This is a genomic window from Arthrobacter sp. Edens01 (assembly GCF_001307035.1).
Taxonomy (GTDB): Bacteria; Actinomycetota; Actinomycetes; order Actinomycetales; family Micrococcaceae; genus Arthrobacter_B.
The window spans coordinates 580,720-600,693 of record NZ_LKIU01000005.1; the positions used below are offsets into that span (position 1 = coordinate 580,720).

A 19,974-nucleotide genomic window follows, 5' to 3' on the forward strand; every position below is an offset into this window, starting at 1 on the left:
GCGGAGACGGGCGCTGAGGGCCTCAGAGAAGCGGACTGAGCGCGAGATAGAAGATGCCGCCCAGCAGGGCAGCGGCGGGAGCGGTTACCAGCCAGGTCACCAGGATTTCCCGGAGGGGAATGAACCGTACCGCGGCAAACCTGCGGTTCGCCCCTGCGCCGACGATTGCGCTGGTCATGGTCTGGGTGCTGGAGAGCGGGATGTGCAGCCACAGTCCGCCCAGGAAGAGCATCCCGGTGGCCACTGCCTGGGCGCTCATGCCGCGCAGCGGGTCGATCCGCACCAGCCGGTAGCCCAGGGTATGGGTGATGCGCCAGCCGCCGAACAGTGCGCCGAGGGCGAGGGCAGCCCCGGCGAAGGCCTGCACACCCCAGGGGATCTCTGCGCCGGTGGAATACCCGGCTGCCACGAGCCCCAGCACCAGCACGGCCATTGTCCGCTGGCCGTCCTGCATGCCGTGGCCCAGGGAAAACGCAGCGGAGAGCACTGACTGTGCAATGCGGTTGCCGGCATCACCCCGGCGCAGCGAGCTGTAACGCATCAGCCACATCACCGGGTACACCAGCAGATAGGCGAGCACGAAGGCAATCAGCGGCGAGAGCAGCAGGGGCAGCGCGATCTGCTCCCACAGAAGCTGGATCGATTCGCTGATGCTTGGCCCGCCCACCAGTGTGGAGGCGGCTCCTGAGCCCACTATGCCGCCTATGAGGGCGTGGGTGGAGGAAGAGGGCATCCTGCGCCACCAGGTCCACAGGCCCCACGCACAGGCTGCTGCAAGCCCTGCTATCAGGATGCCGAGCCCGTTGCTGCCGGCAGGCAGTTTGACGAAGAGGTCGGCCAGGACCAGCGCCAGCGCCGTACTTATCAGCGCACCCAGGAGATTGAAGACGCTGGCAAGCACGACGGCGACTCCCGGCGTGAGTGCACGGGTGCGGATCGCGGCCGCAACGGAGTTGGAGACATCGTGGAAACCGTTGATAAAGGCGTATGCGCCGGCGAAGGCGAACACTGCCACCAGCAGTACGGTGGTCAACTACGATTCCCGGACCAGGATGTTGCCCACGTAGGTGCCCAGCCTGCGGAACTCCTTGGAGGCCGCTGCGAGCTGGTCTGCCAGATCCCGGTGCCGGATGTAGACCAGGGCCTTATGGTCGTGGATGAGCTCAGCCAGCCACATGCGGTGCGTGCGCTCCACGCGTTTGCTCAGGCGGAGCATCTCGATCCAGTAGTCCTCCAGATCGTCCATGGAGGCCAGGGTGCGCATGGCTGCGACGGAGAGCTCGGCCTGCCGGCCCAGCACTTCGAGCTGCTCGGCGGCCCGGCCGGAGACGTTGGTCAACCGGTAGAGCGAAATGATTTCAGCGGCGCTGTCCAGCCGTTCCATCAGGGCGAGCAGGATCAGTGAGATGTCGTACAGGTCCTCGCGCGGCAGGGGGTTAATGAAACTGGTGCGCATTTGCGTCATGAGCGCAAAATGCAGGTCCGTCGTTTCGGCCTCAAACGCGTGCAGTTCTTCTGCGAGCCGGGCGAATTCCGAAGGATCGGCGCCAAGTGCTTCGGAGAGCGTTGCTGTGCCTCGGACCGCCTGCGCAGCCATTCGGGAAAGAAGGTCAAGGCCGGCGTTTTCCTGGGGAAACAGCCGGAGCTTCACAGGACTGACCTGTTGGGCTGGAGGGTCATCACACCGGTAAGAATATCCGATGCGGAAAAGAGTAACGGTGCCGGACCGGGAGCGCCTCTCGGCGGAAGGCCGCTCGAAGCGGCTCTAAGTTGAAGCCCGGGGGTTCCGCGGTCCGACACCACTTTCAGTTTTCTACTCCCCGTCCCTGATGTCAACCGGGCTGTCCACAGGCCGGCACGGGGACCCAACGTGGTCAGTCGAGCTCTCCGCGCCGCCAGGATTCGGCCGAATGTTCAAGGTCTTCGGCAGTAAGGATCAGCTGGCGGGCCCTGCGGGTGAGCTCCGTGGCGCGCTCGGCGCTGGCCGATTCCGTTGAGTCCGCGTGATGGGTTTCACCCAGCGCAACTACCCGGCAGAAAGCGGCGAAACGCTCCAGGGCGACGTCGAAGTCTCCTTCAAAGGCGCCGGAAAGGATGGTGTCCGCCATGGCCCGCACTTCGTCAGCGCCAAGCGGCTCGGCCACGCCTGCCACGACTTTCGAGACCTGCGCGGCTTCCTTGCCGGCGGCATAGTAGGCAGCCACTTTTTCGGGGTTTTGCTGGACCGCTGCCCGCAGGGCATAAAGCCGCCACAGGGCGCCGGGCAGGGACCGGGCCGGACTGGTGGCCCAGATTTCCGCGACGGCCTCCAGGCCCTGCCGGTCCGCCAGCTCGACCAGGCGGCGTGTGACCTCGGGGTCGTCGCTTTCCCTGCCGTGGTGCACCAGGGCCTGCGCGGCCAGGTGGGCGGCCTCGGACACCCGGGCCGGATCAGCACCGCCGGGGTGGTTGGCGAAGTCCATGGGTGCGTACAGCTTGGGCTTGTGGTGACGGGGAACCGATGCATTCGACTCAGTCATGTTTTGAGAATACTCCCGCCGGTGTTGTGAATCGAGGTCGCTTCCGGCTGGCGGAAACAGCGCACGCCAAAGCGGCGGACAGCCGTGCCCAAGGGGTTTCCACGATTCCCAACGCGTGCGATAAAGTGGGAAAGTCGAAGTGGCGGGTGTATTCCTGCCGCGACGATGGGGGGCCTTTAGCTCAGTTGGTAGAGCATCGGACTTTTAATCCGTGGGTCGTGGGTTCGAGCCCCACAGGGCCCACCCTCATGCCGTACGGCAGCAAAACACCCCGGTTCCTTTTGGAACCGGGGTGTTTTGCGTCCGGGGTCTTTGGCAGTCCGCCGGGCTAGTTTTCAGAGGCGCCCCTGAGCAGTTTGTGGGTGCCGTCGCACCAGGGCTTGATCCGGGAGCCTGAGCAGCGGCACAGCGCTACAGTTTCGCGGTTCTTTGGGATGGCAGCGCCGTCAGCGTCCTGAACCTCAAATTCTCCGCGCACAAGAAGCGGACCGCCAGGACATTCGGTCACCGAAAAGTCTGCCGCCGCCTCAGTGCCCGCGGCCGGAACCACGGTGACTCCCGAGCGGCCCACGGACACACTGTCCTGGCCCTTTTGGGCGCTCATGCCGGAACCCCCGAAGCAGCGGCATCGGCAGCCAGCGTCTGCATGTCAATGCCGGTGGGAGAAGCCTCCCGGAGGGCTGACCGCCCTTCCTTCCAGGCAGCGAGCTGTTCTTCGCCCAGCATCGCGTCCAGTGTCAGGACGGTCGAGGCGCCGAAGAGGATGTCCTCCAGCAGCTCCGGTTCGGACTCTGCGAGGCCGCCTGCGAGGTCCCTCGCCGCAATCTGCTCGTGCACGGCGTCTGCCTCCACATGCTCATCGAAGTAGAAGGTGACATCGGGCCCGTAGCCGGCGCGCTTGAAGCCGCGGGCGTAGAAGGAGTTGGGGATTGAAGAGGTCATTTCGAACGCTGCGAGATGTCCGGCAATGCATCCCCGCAGCCGCCGGTTCATGCCGAACAGGGACATGGCGTTGGATGAGGCGAGCACCAGTGCCGGAGCCTGGTCCAGGTAGTAGCCGTAGCGCGTGTCCAGGTCCAGGCCAGCCATGGTGCGGGCGAAGAGGTGCGAATGCATCCGCTCCGGACGTCCGCCGCCGTACTCATCCGCCTGGATTTCCACGAGGGCGGCCTTGGCCCGTCCCACTGGCAGGCGGGGAATGGCCCAGCTGTGGGGGTCGGCTTCCCGCAGCTGGTAGATCGAGCGGAGCACCAGGAACTCCCGCAGCTGGTCAGTCGTGGCGTGCCGGGCTATGAACCGCGAAACGCTGGGACCGTGGTCTTCGGCAGCAAGCCTGAACAGGGTGCTGGCCACTGCTTCAGCCTCCGGAGCAGGAGCCCGCGGTACCGGTACGGTCCGGCGGAGGGCGGCCTCAAATGCAGCCTCGATGACCCTTCGAACGCGGATCAGTTCCGGCTGCCATTCCATGTCCGGGTCAATGCCGTCCAGTCCGCTGTAGTGCAGTTCATAGAGGCAGAAAAGGGTCAGCTGCAGGTCATCGGAGCGCAGTACATCAGGGTCCGCGGCCAATGCCCGGGCCGCGGTTTCGTCCAGCTGTCCGTACATTGCAGCCGTGGCCTGTGGGCCGGCATGCAGCACGTTCAGTAGCGAGGCGGAGAGCTCCCCGCGCGGAGCAGGTACCAACATGTCATTCCTTAGCTGTGAGGCGTCATGCGATGCTTGAGTCTTCCGGAGAAACTGCGGAAAACGCTGAATGTCAGCATACTTGGTAATCGCTGTGCCACGTTTGCGCTTCGCTGTGCGCGTGCGCCGGAAGGGGGTTGACGATATGCCAGGCATGGATGGGAGCCTCTTCGCTGCCCTCCCGGCCCTGCTGCTTGCCGCTGCCGCGGTTGGACTGACTGCGCCGGCCCTGGATTCTGCACTTCGCCGGGAGGACGGTGAGCGGCTTTTCTGGGTTGGGCTGACCGGAGGGCTGGCGGCCGTTGCGGCAATAGCCTGGGCGGGCCTGGCAGCAACGGGTGCTGCGGCCGTGACAGGGATCCTGGTGCTGGGCGGTGCCGCGGGCTCGTGGTACTGGCTGGCTCGGCGTCAGCGGGCCAGGAAGCTGGCCAGGGCCCGGAAGCTCAGGAACCGCCGCCTGGATTCCCTGCGCAAGAGGAGGGAAGCGGTCCTGCTGGAGTGGAGCTCCTACGAACTCGATCCGTGGAAGGGTGCTGAGTACCCCGGTCTGGCTGATGTTCGGGAGAAGGAAACCAGCCTGCTGGCGCGTGCTTCACGTGAGGCGCAGGCGGCGCAGGAAGCGGCTTCGGATGATGCTGCGGATGAAGATGCGGTGAACCGCTACGGAACCGCTGTTCAGGAGCTGGAGTCGGCCTGGGAGCAGGCGCTTGAAGCTGCACGCAGGCGGGCCGGCTAAGGCCGCCCCGTGCGCAGTGCTGTCCCGTGCGCAGTGCCGGTCCGTTAATTGGAGCTGGCTCCCGCCTCTGCATATGGGGGGAACGCAGAGGGGGGAGCCAGTGCTAGAAGTATACTGATCCGGTCGCCGGGAATCCAATCAAGCAGTATCGGGGGGTCTAATGGGAGTTTCCGCAAAGGCCTTCCAAGCTTGGCGGACCCTTATGGCACCCGAAGAATCCACGGCGGATCTCTGCCGCAGAACGGGGATCAAGCGCTCAACCCTGGCCCAGCAGCTGGTGCGGGGCAAGGTATCCGTCTCCACCGTGGTGAGCGCAGCAAGGGCCTACGGCCAGGATCCAGTCGTCACGCTGTCCTCGTTTGAGGGATACCAGGACCTCGCCGCCGGCAGGCGGGATCCGACGCCCGAAGAACTGATCAGCCAGGTGCCCTACCGGGACATCCTGAGGTATCTGCTGAGCCGGACCGATGCTGATGAAGATCATCCCGCGGCCCCCAGGGTTGCCGAATACGCGGAATCGATAGCGGTGCGCCCCTGGTTCGAGGCCGTTGATCCAGGCGATCTTCGCCAGCAGCTCTCCGCCGCAACTGGGATCGCCCCGCAGAATATTTCGGCACAGCTCACAGCCGGACGCCTTGCGCCCAGGCTCGCCATTCAGGCTGCACGCATCGCAGGGGTATCCCTGACCAGCGGACTCGTCGTCACCGGCGTACTTCAGCCGAATGAAGGGGGATGGCCGCCCAGGGGCCGGGAAGCTGCACTGGCTGAGCTTTCCGACGCCGAGCTTGTGGCCCTGGCCAGGGATCGGCTTGATGCCCTTGGCAAAGTCCTGCGCAAGCGGGAACAGGACGAAAAATACAACCACGCACTCTTGGAGAATTTGGGATGACCGCAGGATTCGTTGTCCAGGTGCTGGCATTCGCGGTTAGCGCGCTTTTTGCGCTGATCCGGCTGCCGGACGCCATCCGCGGACGGAACCGGAGCATGTTTGCCTGCCTGGTGCTGATGGCAGTTTCCACCGGCCTGAGCCTGTCCGTGTTCTATGAGTTCATCGACTCACTGCTTGGCGGCGTTAATGTGGCCAACCTGGTGCTTCGGATCTCCCTCTATGCGGTGTTCACCATTCTCGGGTTCAAGGGCGCGGCCGCGTTTGGTGCGCCCCGCGCGCGCAGCGCCGTAGCCGGCCCGGTTGGACTGGCTGTCCTCGGAGCCACGGTCCTGCTCACGATCTACTTCTTTGCCGTCAGCGAGCTGCCCTATACCTCGACGGGCCTTTATGCCTTCGATGACCAGGAGTCAGTGCACATCTATGCGCATCTGGGCCGGCTCTATCCGGCGTATGTGGCAGCGTGCATCAGCCTGCCGGCGCTTGCGGCGTCGTGGAACCGCCGGTACCGGCCAGCCCACCGGACCGGTTCCGGACTGTTTGGTGCGGGGCTGGCAGTGGTGGTCGTCTTCGCGGTATTGACCCTTTTCGGCAAGCTTGGCGCGTTTATGCTGATCCTGCCGTTCTCCGCCGTGATCCTGGTGGTGCTGGGGCTGACGGTGATGTGGATATCGCACCGTCTCAGCACCCGGCGGCCCAAGGCGAACCTGCTGCGCGAGCGTTACGGAAATGTGAGCTGAATTTCACCTTCTTCGTTCACAAATTCATGACGCTGTGCCAGACTAATGAATGTGTAACGTCCGCTGCCTGTGGGGGGTCAGCGTGAAGTTGCCAGCGAAGCCAGCGGCCATCGGCCGCTGGCTTCGCTCCTTTAACCCCGTCTGCTACGGGGCTAGGTTGCGTCCAGATCCGTTTCCAGGATCTTGACCAGGGCGTCCAGCGCATCGTCTGCTCCCTCTCCGTCCGCCCGCAGGACCACAACGTCCCCGTGGGAAGCGCCCAGACTCATGAGCGAGAGCATGCTGGAGGCGTCCATTGCCTCTTCGGCAGGTTCGCCCTGCATGGCGATGGTGACTTCCACAGGCTGGGCGGCAGCGGCTTCGGCAAAAAGTGAAGCGGGGCGGGCGTGCAGCCCCACGCTGCTGGCTATGGTGGCTTCGCGTTCTGGCATCGGGGTCTTCCTTCCGGTTGGTCCTGCTGGCTTGTTGGGAGTCCTGTTAGAGGCCGAGTTGCTCAAGGACGGGCAGCCTGCTCCGGACCTGTGTCCGCGCTTCCGCCGCAGTCCTGGCGACCAGGGCAATCCCGGCCAGTTCCTGAGCCTCGGCCAGGGTTACCGAGGCCAGCACGGCTCCAACGGTGGCAAGCGCCCGGGGAGTCATGGACAGTGTGTTCACGCCGATTCCGGTAAGCACGACGGCGAGTGCGGGGTCGGCGGCAGCCTCACCGCAGACTCCGACGCTGCGCGGAACGCTGTCCGCTGCTCCGGCCAGGGCACCGCCCTTCACGGTTAGGGCGATCAGCTGCAGTACTGCGGGCTGCCAGGGGTCATTCAGGGAGGCAAGCGTGCCAAGCTGGCGGTCAGCGGCCATGGTGTACTGCGTGAGGTCGTTGGTTCCCAGGGAGGCGAACTTCACCTTGGACAGCACGGTCTCTGCCTTGATGGCAGCCGCGGGCACTTCGATCATCACACCTGGTGTCGCCAGCCCGGCGGCGGCGCACATGACGGCGAAATCGGAGGCTTCGTCGGCGGTGGCGATCATGGGTGCCATGACCCAGACATCGCTCTCATGCGAACCGGCAGCCAGCGCGATTGCTTCAAGCTGGCGGGCGAGCACTCCGGGGGATGAACGGTCCGTCCGAAACCCGCGCACACCGAGCGCCGGGTTGGGCTCAGTCGTGTCGGTAAGGAACGGCAGCGGCTTGTCCGCCCCGGCGTCGAGCGTCCGAACCACCACCTTCCGTCCGGGGAAGGCTTCGAAGACCGCACCGTAGGCGGCGACCTGCTCCTCCTGGCTGGGCTCCGAGTCCCGGCCCAAAAAGCAGAACTCGGTGCGCAGCAGTCCCACGCCCTCCGCGCCGGCAGCAGCTGCCGCCGCCGCGTCCCTGCCCGAACCCACGTTGGCGAGCAGCGGCACCCGGTGTCCGTCCGACGTCGTACCGGTCCCGTTGAAAGCCGGAAGTGACGCGCGGGACGCGTACTTCTGGGCAGCTTCGCGCTCGGCTACTCCCGGGTTTACCACCACCGTGCCGGTGGCGCCGTCCAGGTAGATTTCCGCGCCGTCAACAATTGAGTCGGCGCTCCCTGCGCCCACTACGGCGGGCAGTCCGAGGGAACGGGCCAGAATGGCGGTGTGGGACTGCGGGCCGCCGCCGCTGGTGACCAGTCCCACGACCAGGGAAGGATCCAGCGTGGCGGTGTCCGCGGGGGCAAGTTCTTCCGCGGTAAGGATGAAGGGAACGTCCGACGCCGGGATCCCCGGTGGGGGCAGCCCGTCCAGCTGCGCGACGATGCGGGCCCGGACGTCCAGGACATCCTGGGTCCGTTCGGCCATATATCCGCCAAGGCCCTGCAGCATAGCAGCCACCTCGAGCCCGGCTTCCCAGATGGCGCGGTCCGCGGCCATGCCCTGGTTGATGTGTTTCCCGGCCGCCTTGAGCAGCATCGGGTCGGTAGCCATCATTGCCGTGGCGTCCAGGACCGCCTTGGCATCGCCGGAGGCGACTGAGGAGCGCCGCTTCAGGTCCTCACGGACCGCCTCCGCAGCATCCTTGAGCCGTGCCTTCTCCTCGTCAACCGAGCTCTCCGGCGCGTATTTGGAGTCGGCGTCGGGTTCCGGCACGGGCGGCGGCATCCGCAGTGAAGGCCCCAGGACCCGGCCGGGACTGACTCCGATTCCTTTAATGGTGCGCATCAGTGAACCTTCCTGTAAATCAAAACCGGAATCCTACGCAACGACGGGCTCCTCGGTTCGCTTGGGTGCGGTCAGGCGTTTGAGTCCGACCAGGACCAGTGCGCTGACGACCATACCCGCCAGGATGGCCACGATGAACATGAAGATGTTGCCGATGGCGAAGAATACGAAGATTCCGCCGTGCGGTGCCTGCGAGGTTACCCCGGCAGCCATGCAGATGGCGCCTGCCGTGGCCCCGCCAAGCATGGTGGAGGGGATGACGCGAAGCGGATCCGCGGCAGCGAACGGGATTGCACCTTCGGATATAAACGCGGCTCCCAGCAGCCAGGCGGCCTTGCCGTTCTCCCTCAGGGCCATGGAGAACTGGCTCTTGTCCAGGACGGTGGCCAGTGCCATGCCAAGCGGCGGGACCATGCCTGCGGCCATCACGGCGGCCATGATCTGCCAGGGTGCCTGGTTGTCGAAGGCCCCCTCGCCCAGGCCTGCGACGGCGAAGGCATAGGCAACCTTGTTGATCGGTCCGCCGAGGTCCGCGCCCATCATCAGGCCCAGGATCACGCCGAGCCCGATGGCGGCGACTCCGGTGAGCCCGGACAGCCAGTCATTCAGGGCGAGGGTCAGCGCCGCGATGGGACCGCCGAGCACCAGCAGCAGCAGGCCGGAGGCTATGAGAGAGGCGATGAGCGGAATGATGACCACCGGCATCAGTCCGCGCAGCCAGCTTGGCACCTTCCAGCCGCCCACCCACATCGCCACATAACCGGCGAGCAGGCCGCCGGCAATGCCGCCGAGGAAGCCTGCGTCCATGTACAGGGCGACGGCGCCGGCGGTAAACCCGGGGGCGATGCCCGGGCGGTCAGCCAGGGCGTAGGCGATGTAGCCCGCCAGCGCCGGGACCAGGAAGCCGAGGGAGATGTTGCCGATCTTCCAGAACACCGCCCCCAGGTAAGCCAGCAGCCCATCAGGGGGAAGGGAGAAGATGCTGGTCCCGTCCAGGATGATGTCACCGTTGGCTACGCCCTCATCATTTGAAAGAGAGAGTTCGTAGCCGCCGAGCAGGAAGCCCAGAGCGATCAGCAGGCCGCCGCCGGCCACGAACGGAATCATGTAACTGACGCCGGTCAGCAGCGCCCGCTTCAGCTGTCCGCCAAAGTTCTCGCCGCCGGCAGAAGCGCGCTCCTCGCCCCCGCCTCCGCCGCCGGACACTGTCCGGGCATTGGGATCCTTGGCCGCAGCCAGGGCCTCGTCGATCATCACGCCGGGCTCGTCAATGCCGCGCTTCACCGGGCCGCTGATTACCGGTTTTCCGGCAAACCTGCCTTTGTCCCGGACATCAACGTCGACGGCGAAGATCACGGCGTCGGCATTCTTGATCACGTCCGGATCCAGCGGGGTGGAACCCGCGGACCCCTGCGTTTCTACCTGGAGGTCAATGCCCCGCTCAGCGGCTGCCGCAGCCAGCGAATCCGCAGCCATGTAGGTGTGGGCAATTCCCGTGGGGCAGGCCGTTACGGCCACGAGCTTTTCCGGCCTCGGACCTGTGGCTGACGCCGGGGGCTCACCGGAAGTAGCGGTCCCCGAACCTCCGTGGACCTCCCCGGAGGCGTTGCCCGCATGGGCTGCGGACGCGCCGGCTGCCGCACCGGCAGCAGTTCCGGCCGCAGTGGCGCCGGTGGCTTCAGCCCCACCCACGTGCCTGCCCCCGGCCGGGCTTTCGGATTCCCCGCCCGCTGTCCCGGATGCCTGTGATGTCTCCGGTGCAGGACCGAGCCCCAGTGCCCCGTTGACGAGGGCCACAATCTCCTGGGGCGTTGAAGCCGTCCTTAGCGCCCCCGTGAAGTCCTTCTTGATCAGGGACCGGGCGAGCTTGGCCAGCAGCTGCAGGTGCTCCTGGTCAGCGCCCTCAGGTGCCGCAATGAAGAACACAATGTCCGCCGGACCATCCTTGGCTCCCCAGTCCACGGGCGGTTTCAGCCGGGCCATGGCCAGGCTGGGGGTGGTGACGGAAGCGGAACGGCAGTGGGGAATTGCGATGCCGCCGGGAACCCCGGTGGCAGTCTTCTGCTCGCGGGCCATCGCGTCCGCGTACAGCCCGTCGAAGCCGGTTGCCCGCCCCGCTGCCACCACTTTTTCTGCCAGATGGCGGATGACAGCGTCTTTGGAGGTGCCGAGGTCCTGGTCCAGGGTTACCAGGTCCGGGGTGATCAGGTCTGACATCAGCTGTTCTCCTTCGGCGTGTTTGGTGCCGGTCCACGCCTGGTTCCGGAAGCGGGCACGGGATGAAGCTCCAGCCGTTCCACCGTCACGGCTTCAGGCTCGGTTTCTGCGAAGGACGGCACGGTGGTTCCGGGCAGTGCTGCCGCCGCAGCTCCGTGCGCGACGGCCTGCCGCAGACAGTCAGGCGGCGCCTTGCCTGCCGTTTCTGCCAGGAGGTAGCCGGCCAGTGAGGAATCTCCGGCGCCAACCGTCGACCTCGGGGTGACCGGCGGGCGGGTGGCAAGCCAGGCGCCGTCGGCAGTCACCAGCAGCGCGCCCCTGGCGCCGAGAGTGGCCAGTACCGCACCGACTCCGCGTTCGATCAGGGTCTGGGCTGCTGCCGCTGCCAGGCCGGGGTTGGCTTCCAGCTCGTCCCCCGTGGCTATTCCGGTCACTTCGGCCAGCTCTTCCCCGTTTGGCTTAAGCAGGTCAGGCATAGCCTCATGCAGCAGTGCGCCGAGCAGGGGAGGCCCTGAAGAATCGATCGCCAGCCGCGGCGAGGCGGCACCGAAGCGGTTTCGGAGAGCATGTGCGACGACGGCGTAATAGTCCGGCGGTACGCCCGGCGGAAGGGAGCCTGCCAGGACTAGCCAGCTGGCAGGCAGGGTTCCGTCCGGGCCGCCGCACGTATCGACGGTCAGCGCCAGCAGGCTTTCCTGCACCGGCAGGCCCAGCTCCGGGCCCGGAAGGTTGACCTTTGTGGTGGTGCCGTCCGGCTCAGTCAAAGTGAGGTTGGCCCGCAGCGGTGCGCCAATGGGAAGGTTCCGGTGCGCTATGCCCGTGGTTCGAAGTGCCTGCATGACGGGATCCGAATTGTCTCCCGGAAGCACGGCGACGCTCGGCACACCCGAGGCGCTGAGGGCGCGGCAGACGTTTACACCTTTGCCGCCCGGTTCCTCATGGACCCCCGCAGCCCGTTGCACCGCACCGCGGACCAGGACTCCGGCGAGCTCTACTGTCCGGTCAAGGCTCGGGTTGGCGGTGAGCGTAACTACGGAGCCAGCATTCTTTCCTGCGTACATGTGCCCCCGCATTCAGTGGCTGCGGCGCACGTCCATGCGCTTTCTGCAACGGTAGGTTCCCCACCAGTTCATTGCAATGGTCTGGACGCCGGGCGGGATCGTCCCGGCGCAAACGTCCGCCGGGCCCGTTCGGCCTAGGCTGGAGCCATGCACCACGTCTCCTGGTCCGTCCCCGAAAACGCACGCGCGGGCACTCATCTGCTCGTTATGCTCCATGGCTACGGCTCGGATGAGACGGCGCTGGCCCCGCTCTTTGACCACCTTCCCCCAGGTGTGACCGGCGCTGCGCTGCGCGGCACGTTCGATGTCGGCGGGCGGTACGGATGGTTCCTGCTGGATCCCCTGCTGGCCTCGGATGAGGCGGAAGTCCTCGCCGCGGGCACCAGTCTCCTTGCCACGATTGACGAGCTGAGGAAGAAGGGGAACTTCACCGGGGTTTCCCTTCTGGGTTTCTCGCAGGGCATGGCCATGGCGGTGTGCGCGCTGCGCCTGCGGCCGGGTGGATTCAGCTGTGCAGCGGGGCTCTCCGGGTTCATCGTGGAAAGCCAGCTCCTGGCCATGGCGGAACCGCTGGAAGTGCGTCCGCCGTTTTTCTGGGGCAGGGACCGGGCCGACTGGGTAATCCATCCGGATGCCGTTGCCGCGGCGTCGGCCTGGCTGGAAGAAAACACAATGCTCACCGCCCGGACCTATCCCGGTATGGGGCATCGGATTGGCCCGGATGAACTGCGCGATTTGGGCGTTTTCCTGCGCAGATTTGCTGTGTCTGCAGAAAAAAATAAGGTCACTGATTATGGCTCTGACTAGGCATTATGTTCTTGATGGCCTGTTTTTTGGGCCGGTATGACTTCGCATAAGCATGCTTATGAAGTAGGCTTATGGAAAGCGCGGCCCACAGGCCACGCAGGCTTTCACTAGTCACTCACACACAGCAAGGAGTATTCACATGGGTATCATTGCTTTCCTTATTCTGGGACTTATTGCAGGCGCCATTGCGAAGGCCCTGCTTCCGGGACGCCAGGGCGGCGGATGGGTTATCACCCTCGTGCTCGGTGTCGTTGGCGCCCTGCTGGGCGGCTTCATCGGCAACGCGATTTTCGGTATCGGCCTCGAGGAGTTCTTCTCGATCCAGACCTGGATCGTTGCCATCCTCGGTTCGCTGATCGTTCTGCTGGTTTACGGCATGATCACCAAGCGCGGTGCTCGCGCCTAACCAGTGCAGGCGGCGGGCACGGCCCGCTTCCGACCAACGGGTCCACGGAATCTGATTCCGTGGGCCCGTTCAGGTTTAAGTCCCCTCACGTAGGCTTAATCAGCGATACCGGTGCCAGTGTGTGTCCGGAAACTACAAAGGAGCATCCATGGGCTTCAAAACGAACAGTGCGCTCCGGCTCGCCGGCGGCGCCGTTTTTGACCGTGACGGCCGCCCCAAGTCCCACATTGCCAGGGGCATTGAGCGGGCAGTGGAGGTCCAGCGGCCGCTGGTGCTGGCGAATATCCGCCGGCTGCAGCGCAGGCATCCCGAAGCTTCCGCCGCCGAGCTGGTGAAGATCCTCGAGCACCATTACCTCGCGGCCGTGGCCGGCGGCGGCGCCGCCGTCGGTGCCACCGCCGTCGTACCCGCCGTGGGCACGGCCGCAGCGCTCGGACTCTCCGTTGCAGCGACCGTCGGCTTCCTCGAAGCCACCGCCCTGTACGCGCAGTCAGTGGCTGAGCTCCACGGCATCCGGCTGCAGGATCCTGACCGTTCACGCACCGTGGTCATGGCCATCATGCTGGGCGAAGAGGGCACAGCCATGATGCAGCAGCTAAGCAAGGGCCAGCCGTGGGGAAGTGCGATTGGCGGAGCGTCCTCCGGAGTGCTGGGCACTGTTGGAACGACCATCCGCAAGCAGTTCATGAAGAGGATGCTGGCCCGCCAGGGGTCCGTAATCATTGGCCGCGCCCTGCCGCTGGGCGTCGGTGCCGTCATCGGCGGAGCCGGCAACTATACGATGGGCCGCTCGGTCATCAAGGCAGCCCACCGTGCCTTTGGAGAAGCTCCGGACACAATTCCGGGCGAACTGGCGGCGGAAATTCAGGCACTGCCGGAGAACCCGCGCGCCTAGCCGAAGATTGCGTGGGCCACTGAGAAGATGGCCAACCCGGCCAGGGAACCCACCACGGTGCCGTTGATCCGGATGAACTGCAGGTCCTTGCCGACCTGCAGTTCGATTTTCTCTGAGGTCTCTTCCGCGTCCCACCGCTCCACCGTCTCGGTGATGACGCCGGCAATGTCCTTCCGGTACGTCCGCACCAGGTACCCCGCGGCGTCGCCCACGTAGGCGTTGACCTTCGCGGCCAGCTCGGGTTCGGTTACCAGCCTGGTGCCGAAGTCCTGCACGGCGGACTTGAAGTTGGCGGTGAGCTCGCTGTCGGGGTCATCCACGGCGTTGGCCAGGGCGCCCTTGATGGTTGCCCAGGTCTGCGCCATTAATTCCTTCACCCGCGGATCATCGAGCACCTGCTCCTTGATCCGCTCCGCCTTGGCCATTGCCCCGGGGTCATGCTGCAGGTCGGAAGCCAGGCCGCGCAGGTATTCGTCCAGCGAGCGGCGGACCTGGTGGTTTGGATCGTCCTGCACCGCGTCCAGGAAGCGGCCCAGTTCAACCTGCACCCGGTCTCCCACCAGGTCATCAAGGAAGCTTGGAACCCACGACGGCGACCTCTCGGCTACCAGCCGGGCGACCACCTCGGGATTCTGGTGCACCCAGTCGTTGAGGCTGTCCACCAGGAGGTCCACCAGCTGGTGGTGGTGGCCTTCCTCAAACACCCGTTCAGCCATACGCCCCACCGGCGGGCCCCAGGGGACGTCGACGACGTGCCTCCGGAACATGGATTCCAGGACGTCACGGACGGCCTCGTCGTCCAGGACGCGCAGGATGCCGCGGATCGCGGCGGCGCCCTCAGTGGCCACCCGTTCTGCGCCCTCCGGGCGGGACAGCCAGGCTCCGGCGCGCTGGGCGATGCCGATTGAATCGAGCTTGGTCTTCACCACTTCGTCTGAGAGGAAGTTATCCTCCACAAAATCGCCCAGCGTGGCCCCGATCTGGTCCTTATTGCGCGGGATGATCGCTGTGTGCGGGATCTTCAGGCCCAGCGGGTGCTTGAACAGCGCCGTTACGGCAAACCAGTCGGCCAAAGCGCCCACCATGCCGCCCTCGGCGGCTGCCCGGACGTACTGCAGCCACGGATAGCGGTCCTGGAACGCAAAGGCGAAAACAAAAATGATGCCCAGCACCGCCAGCAGCCCGGTGGCAATGAACTTCATCCGCCGCAGGGCCGCGGCCTTTACAGCATCCTTCTCCAGCAGCGGTGTGCTCACCGGCGCTCCTCCAGTCCCAGCTCAGTTGCGGCAGTGGTTTTCCCGTGCGGGCCCGCATCTGCACGCACTGCCATCTAATCAGCCGCAGGGCCGCGGCGCCACGCTCGGCACCGGCCGCCCTCCCTCCGGGCGGCACCGGGCTCGCGTACCGTGGAGAAGGCAAATCCCAGCGAAAGGTCCCACGTGCAGCCCCAGATCTATGCCCACCGCGGAGCCAGCGGACAGTATGCAGAGCACACCAGGGCTGCCTACCTGCAGGCACTCGCAGAAGGAGCTGACGGCGTTGAATGCGACGTCCACCTCAGCGCCGACCTCCAGCCCGTCCTCCTGCACGATTCGGTAGTGGACCGCACTTCCAGCGGTTCCGGGCCGGTGTCCGGCTTCACGCTGGCAGAGCTGCGCGAACTCGACTTCACGGGCTGGAAAGGTGTGGATATTCCTGCAGACCGCGGCAGCGCCGGCGAGCAGTTCCTGACCCTTGCGGAACTTCTGGACCTTTTGGCCGGGGCCGGCCGCGAGATTGGGCTGGCAGTGGAGTTCAAGCAGCCCGGTCCCTTCGGGCTTCAGCTGGAGGATGCCGTCCTGGACCTGCTCGCCTCCCGGGGCTGGGATGCGGGCACCTCGCGCCTTGGCAGCATCCAGGTCAGTTTCATGAGCTTCAGCCCCGAGTCCGTCAGGCACCTGGGGCGCACTGTGGGCGCCGAATTTCTCTGCCAGCTGGTGTCCGACGTCGACGCCGCCGCGGTTGCCGAAGCGGAGGCCGTCCTTCCCCCCGAAAGCGACGCGAGGGCACTGCTTGAGGCGGGCCTTGCAGACGCGGAAGGGCTGATCGCCGCGGGGACCGCGGGCATAGCCGGCCCGGGAGTTGAGTACATGCATGCCCACCCGGAACGAATCTCGGAGTGGGTCCGTCTTGGGCGCACCGTGCGCGCCTGGACCGTGGATGATCCCCGGGACGCCGAATACGCCTACAGCCTGGGTGTCCGGGAATTCACCACCAATTACCCCGCCGGGATGCGCGGCATCCTTTCGGAAATCACGGCAGCGAAGGAGCCACGGGCCCGGCACCAGTCGTAGGCGCCTGCAGCGGCTTGTGGTTGAGTGGTGCAATGGCCACTCCAATCGAGGATTATGCCCTGATTTCGGACCTCCATACCGGTGCGCTGGTTTCCCGAACCGGAAGCATCGACTGGCTGTGCCTTCCCAGGTTCGACTCGCCGTCCGTCTTCGGGGCGCTGCTGGGCACCGAGGGTCACGGCCGGTGGCTGCTGGAACCGGATCAGCACGGAGCGAGGGTGCTGCGGCGCGAATACCTCGAGTCCACCTTCATCCTGCAGACCCACTGGCACACCGTCAGCGGAGAGGTGCTGGTAACGGACTTCATGCCGGTCAAGGACCGGCGGGCCTCGGTGGTGCGGCGGGTGAAGGGGCTGTCCGGCACGGTGCGGATGCGCCAGGAACTGCAGTGCCGTTTCAACTACGGCACCACTGTGCCCTGGATGCGCCGGGAAACCGTGGGCGGCGTCGAACGGCTGCTGGCCATCGCCGGTCCCAGCGCCATGGTGCTGACCGGCGGAAACATCCCGCACGGCAGCGACCACCGGCACACCGGGGAGTTTCTGGTGGGTGCCGGGGAAACCGTGGACCTCGAGCTGCTCTGGTACCCGTCACACCGTGAAACGCCCGGGCAAGCGGACATTGACGCCGCCCTGGCCCGCACCACCAGATACTGGCAGGACTGGGCCGGGCTCTGCATAGACGGGGAACGCTATCTGCTGCCGGTGCGGCGCTCGCTGCTGGTGCTGCGTGCACTGACGCATGAAGATACCGGCGGGATTGTGGCGGCACCCACCACCTCTTTGCCGGAGGAATTCGGCGGTTCCCGGAACTGGGACTACCGGTACTGCTGGCTGCGGGACGCGGCGCTGACGCTCGAGGCAATGATGACCCACGGGTACGACGAAGAAGCCGCGCACTGGCGGAACTGGCTGCTGCGGGCAGTAGCCGGGGACCCGGACGATCTGCAGATCATGTATGCCGTGGACGGCGGACGGGAACTGCCCGAAAAGATCCTTCCCCAGTTCCCCGGCCATGCCGGCTCGATCCCGGTCCGGCTCGGCAACGGTGCAGTCGAGCAGTACCAGGCGGACGTCGTCGGCACAGTGATGGTGGCACTGGCCAGGCTGCGGGACCGCGGAGTCGCTGAAGACAGCTTCTCGTGGCCGCTGCAGCGGGCACTGCTGGGATTCCTGGAACGCCACATTGAAGAACCTGACCATGGAATCTGGGAAGTGCGGGGAGAGCCGCGGTTCTTCACGCAGTCCCGGGTCATGATGTGGGCGGCGTTCGACCGTGCTGCCCGCGCGGCACGCCAGGGCGGCATGGAAGGGCCGGTGGAGCTGTGGGAAGCGATCAGGGACGGACTGCGTAGGGAAATCCTGGACCGTGGATTTGATGCCGGACGGAACACGTTTGTGCAGTCCTACGGCGCTGTCGAGGCGGACGCGTCCCTGCTGCAGCTCACCCACGTCGGATTCGTGGACTATGACGATCCGCGGATGCTGGGGACAGTGGCTTTCCTGGAGCGGGAGCTCCTCGACAGCCAGGGGCTGCTGCTGAGGTACCGCAGCGGGACGGGAGTTGATGGTCTTGAGCCGGGGGAGAATCCCTTTCTGGCCTGCAGCTTTTGGCTGGTGGAGCAGTATGCCCATACGGGCCGGCTGGATGATGCCATCCGGCTCATGGACCAGCTGGTGGGCTACGCCAATGAGGTTGGCCTGCTGAGCGAGGAATATGACACAGTGAACGGGCGCATGGCAGGGAACTACCCCCAGGCGTTCTCCCACCTGGCGCTGGTGCGGGCGGCGGATGCCATCCATGCCGTTGAAGCCAGGCAGCGCAGCCGCAGCGCCCAGCCTGCCGAAACCCTGGAAAGCAGCTCATGAACAAACAGAACGCCTCTGCCGCCGCGATGGCTGCCCTGCTCGCTGCGAGTGCAGTAAACCATTTCCGCAATCCGGGCTTTTACGCCGCCGTCGTTCCCCGCAGCCTCTGCCGGGACAAAGGCGGCCGCTTAGGCGTGCTGACGCGCAGCCAGTGGATCAGTGCCAGCGGTGTCATTGAGGCTGCCGCTGCCGGGGCGCTTCTGGTGCCGGCTACCCGGCGGGCAGCGGCAACCGGAACAGCGCTGATGTACGTGGCCTTTATTGCCGGACACCTCAGTGCCCTGGAGCGGGCCTTCGGGGAACGGGGTTCGGAGCGGGACAAGGTGATCCACACCCTGCGCCTGCCCCTGCAGCTCCCGCTTATTCGCTGGGCCTGGAGCCTTCGGAGGGCATGAAACAGCTGTTCCCGCCCGGGCTACCGGGCGGGAACAGCTGTTTCAGTTACTTCAGGATGCCTGGTTCAGGCCCGGCTGGAAGACCACCTTGATGCACCCGTCTTCCTTCTTCTGGAACTTCTCGTACAGCTCGGGGGCTGCTTCCAGCCCGGCGCGGTGCGTCACCAGATCCATAACGCCCAGCGGATCAGAGGAGTCCTCGACCAGCGGAAGCAGGTCATCGATCCACCGCTTCACGTTGGCCTGGCCCATGCGGAAGTTCAGCTGCTTGTCGAACATGGTCATCAGCGGCATGGGGCTGGCGGTGCCGCCGTAGACGCCGCTCAGGGAGACCGTGCCGCCGCGCCGCACGGCATCAATAGCGCTGTGCAGCACGGACAGCCGGTCCGTTCCGGCGGTCTCCATGGCCTTCTGCGCCAGGGCATCAGGGAGCAGGCCCACAGCAGCCTGGGCGAAAGACCCCACATGGGAGCCGTGGGCTTCCATGCCTACGGCGTCCACTACGGAGTCCGGACCGCGGCCCTGGGTCATCTCACGCAGCTCGTCCCCCATGTCCTTGGAGAAGTCCAGCACTTCCGCGCCGTGCCGTGCTGCGAGTTCGCGCCGCTCTGCCTGCGGCTCGATGCCAATCACGCGGTAGCCGAGGTGGGTGCCGATCCGCGCAGCGAACTGGCCTACGGGGCCGAGCCCGTAAACGGCGAGGGTCCCGCCGTCGGGCACATTGGCGTACTGCACACCCTGCCAGGCGGTGGGGAGAATGTCTGAGAGGAAGAGGTACTTGTCATCCGGGCCTTCGGAGCTGACCTTGATGGGACCATAGTCTGCGTGCGGAACGCGCAGGTACTCGGCCTGGCCGCCCGGAACAGAGCCGTAGAGCTCCGAGTAGCCGAACAATGCTGCCCCGGAACCCTTTTCCCTGACCTGGGTGACTTCACACTGGGTCTGCAGCCCCTGCCGGCACATAAAGCACTCACCGCAGGCAATCTGGAACGGAATCACCACCCGGTCGCCGCGCTTGAGGTTAGTGACGGCACTGCCGACCTCTTCCACGATGCCCATCGGCTCGTGTCCCACGATGTCCCCGGCGTTCATGTACGGGCCCAGGACCTCATAGAGGTGCAGGTCCGAGCCGCACAGTGCGGTGGAGGTGATCCGGATGATTGCGTCCGTAGGCTCCTGGATCACCGGATCGGGAACCTCTTCGACGCTGACCTTCCGCTTGCCCTGCCACGTAACTGCCTTCATGCTGCTGACCT

General features: G+C 65.6%; 20 protein-coding genes and 1 tRNA gene. 10 read left to right on the forward strand and 11 right to left on the reverse strand.

Annotated features, from left to right (window positions below; all coding sequences use genetic code 11):
- Positions 1 to 22: 22 nt before the first annotated feature.
- From AO716_RS08855 to AO716_RS08865, 3 genes are all read right to left on the reverse strand, one after another.
- On the reverse strand, positions 23 to 1,033 hold the full coding sequence (locus AO716_RS08855; RefSeq protein WP_055240545.1) for an inorganic phosphate transporter: 1,011 nt from the start codon (positions 1,031 to 1,033) through the stop codon (positions 23 to 25).
- Positions 1,034 to 1,651, reverse strand: coding sequence for a DUF47 domain-containing protein (locus AO716_RS08860; protein WP_055240546.1), 618 nt, complete (start codon positions 1,649 to 1,651; stop codon positions 1,034 to 1,036).
- Positions 1,652 to 1,874: 223 nt separating this feature from the next.
- Complete coding sequence (locus AO716_RS08865) at positions 1,875 to 2,519, reverse strand: hypothetical protein (protein ID WP_055240547.1); 645 nt, start codon at positions 2,517 to 2,519, stop codon at positions 1,875 to 1,877.
- A gap of 170 nt (positions 2,520 to 2,689) precedes the next feature.
- Here AO716_RS08865 and AO716_RS08870 point away from each other — a divergent pair.
- Positions 2,690 to 2,762: transfer RNA gene (locus AO716_RS08870), tRNA-Lys, on the forward strand.
- Between the two features lie 85 nt (positions 2,763 to 2,847).
- Here the strand turns inward: AO716_RS08870 and AO716_RS08875 are convergent.
- Together AO716_RS08875 and AO716_RS08880 are read right to left on the reverse strand one after the other, a co-directional pair.
- Entirely contained in the window at positions 2,848 to 3,123 is a 276-nt protein-coding gene (locus tag AO716_RS08875) for a CDGSH iron-sulfur domain-containing protein (protein WP_082413447.1), read from the reverse strand.
- Positions 3,120 to 4,205: an iron-containing redox enzyme family protein gene (locus tag AO716_RS08880; protein WP_055240548.1), complete on the reverse strand. Its 1,086-nt coding sequence runs from the start codon at positions 4,203 to 4,205 to the stop codon at positions 3,120 to 3,122. The genes AO716_RS08875 and AO716_RS08880 overlap by 4 nt, the downstream gene beginning before the upstream one ends.
- 142 nt (positions 4,206 to 4,347) lie before the next feature.
- Here AO716_RS08880 and AO716_RS08885 point away from each other — a divergent pair, with 142 nt between their 5' ends.
- From AO716_RS08885 to AO716_RS08895, 3 genes are all read left to right on the forward strand, one after another.
- Positions 4,348 to 4,938, forward strand: coding sequence for a hypothetical protein (locus tag AO716_RS08885; protein ID WP_152969925.1), 591 nt, complete (start codon positions 4,348 to 4,350; stop codon positions 4,936 to 4,938).
- A gap of 202 nt (positions 4,939 to 5,140) precedes the next feature.
- A complete protein-coding gene (locus tag AO716_RS08890; RefSeq protein WP_321164365.1) occupies positions 5,141 to 5,827 on the forward strand; it encodes a hypothetical protein in 687 nt (228 codons plus the stop codon).
- The gene (locus AO716_RS08895) at positions 5,824 to 6,564 is read left to right on the forward strand and encodes a hypothetical protein (RefSeq protein ID WP_055240551.1); all 741 of its coding nucleotides are present in this window, start codon (positions 5,824 to 5,826) and stop codon (positions 6,562 to 6,564) included. The genes AO716_RS08890 and AO716_RS08895 overlap by 4 nt, the downstream gene beginning before the upstream one ends.
- A gap of 152 nt (positions 6,565 to 6,716) precedes the next feature.
- On the opposite strand, the gene AO716_RS08900 is transcribed toward AO716_RS08895, so the two are convergent.
- From AO716_RS08900 to AO716_RS08915, 4 genes are read right to left on the reverse strand one after another with little or no spacing between them, the layout of a single operon-like run.
- Complete coding sequence (locus AO716_RS08900) at positions 6,717 to 6,995, reverse strand: HPr family phosphocarrier protein (RefSeq protein WP_055240552.1); 279 nt, start codon at positions 6,993 to 6,995, stop codon at positions 6,717 to 6,719.
- 46 nt (positions 6,996 to 7,041) lie between these two features.
- On the reverse strand, positions 7,042 to 8,736 hold the full coding sequence (gene ptsP, locus AO716_RS08905; protein WP_055240553.1) for a phosphoenolpyruvate--protein phosphotransferase: 1,695 nt from the start codon (positions 8,734 to 8,736) through the stop codon (positions 7,042 to 7,044).
- 33 nt (positions 8,737 to 8,769) lie between these two features.
- On the reverse strand, positions 8,770 to 10,953 hold the full coding sequence (locus AO716_RS08910; RefSeq protein WP_055240554.1) for a fructose-specific PTS transporter subunit EIIC: 2,184 nt from the start codon (positions 10,951 to 10,953) through the stop codon (positions 8,770 to 8,772).
- Positions 10,953 to 12,014 (reverse strand): 1-phosphofructokinase family hexose kinase, encoded by a 1,062-nt coding sequence (locus AO716_RS08915; RefSeq protein ID WP_082413448.1) that lies wholly within the window; start codon positions 12,012 to 12,014, stop codon positions 10,953 to 10,955. Before AO716_RS08915 ends, AO716_RS08910 begins: the two co-directional genes overlap by 1 nt.
- Before the next feature lie 147 nt (positions 12,015 to 12,161).
- Between AO716_RS08915 and AO716_RS08920 the strand changes: the two genes are divergently transcribed.
- The 3 genes from AO716_RS08920 (at position 12,162) to AO716_RS08930 (ending at position 14,122) form a co-directional block, all read left to right on the forward strand.
- Positions 12,162 to 12,821 (forward strand): alpha/beta hydrolase, encoded by a 660-nt coding sequence (locus AO716_RS08920; RefSeq protein ID WP_055240555.1) that lies wholly within the window; start codon positions 12,162 to 12,164, stop codon positions 12,819 to 12,821.
- Positions 12,822 to 12,960: 139 nt separating this feature from the next.
- A complete protein-coding gene (locus AO716_RS08925; protein ID WP_055240556.1) occupies positions 12,961 to 13,227 on the forward strand; it encodes a GlsB/YeaQ/YmgE family stress response membrane protein in 267 nt (88 codons plus the stop codon).
- 148 nt (positions 13,228 to 13,375) lie between these two features.
- Positions 13,376 to 14,122, forward strand: a complete 747-nt coding sequence (locus tag AO716_RS08930; protein WP_055240557.1) for a hypothetical protein — start codon at positions 13,376 to 13,378, stop codon at positions 14,120 to 14,122.
- Here AO716_RS08930 and AO716_RS08935 read toward each other — a convergent pair.
- Positions 14,119 to 15,324: a DUF445 domain-containing protein gene (locus AO716_RS08935; protein ID WP_082413596.1), complete on the reverse strand. Its 1,206-nt coding sequence runs from the start codon at positions 15,322 to 15,324 to the stop codon at positions 14,119 to 14,121. The two genes, AO716_RS08930 and AO716_RS08935, sit on opposite strands and share 4 nt — an antisense overlap.
- 237 nt (positions 15,325 to 15,561) lie before the next feature.
- On the opposite strand from AO716_RS08935, the gene AO716_RS08940 reads away from it, so the two are divergent.
- From AO716_RS08940 to AO716_RS08950, 3 genes are read left to right on the forward strand one after another with little or no spacing between them, the layout of a single operon-like run.
- Positions 15,562 to 16,455 carry a glycerophosphodiester phosphodiesterase gene (locus tag AO716_RS08940; protein ID WP_055240559.1) on the forward strand — a complete coding sequence of 298 codons (894 nt, stop codon included), beginning with the start codon at positions 15,562 to 15,564 and terminating at the stop codon, positions 16,453 to 16,455.
- A 14-nt stretch (positions 16,456 to 16,469) separates the two neighbouring features.
- Positions 16,470 to 18,323 carry a glycoside hydrolase family 15 protein gene (locus AO716_RS08945; protein WP_268753573.1) on the forward strand — a complete coding sequence of 618 codons (1,854 nt, stop codon included), beginning with the start codon at positions 16,470 to 16,472 and terminating at the stop codon, positions 18,321 to 18,323.
- Positions 18,320 to 18,718, forward strand: coding sequence for a hypothetical protein (locus AO716_RS08950; protein WP_055240561.1), 399 nt, complete (start codon positions 18,320 to 18,322; stop codon positions 18,716 to 18,718). The genes AO716_RS08945 and AO716_RS08950 overlap by 4 nt, the downstream gene beginning before the upstream one ends.
- Before the next feature lie 51 nt (positions 18,719 to 18,769).
- On the opposite strand, the gene AO716_RS08955 is transcribed toward AO716_RS08950, so the two are convergent.
- Complete coding sequence (locus AO716_RS08955) at positions 18,770 to 19,963, reverse strand: zinc-dependent alcohol dehydrogenase (protein ID WP_055240562.1); 1,194 nt, start codon at positions 19,961 to 19,963, stop codon at positions 18,770 to 18,772.
- Positions 19,964 to 19,974 lie beyond the last annotated feature (11 nt).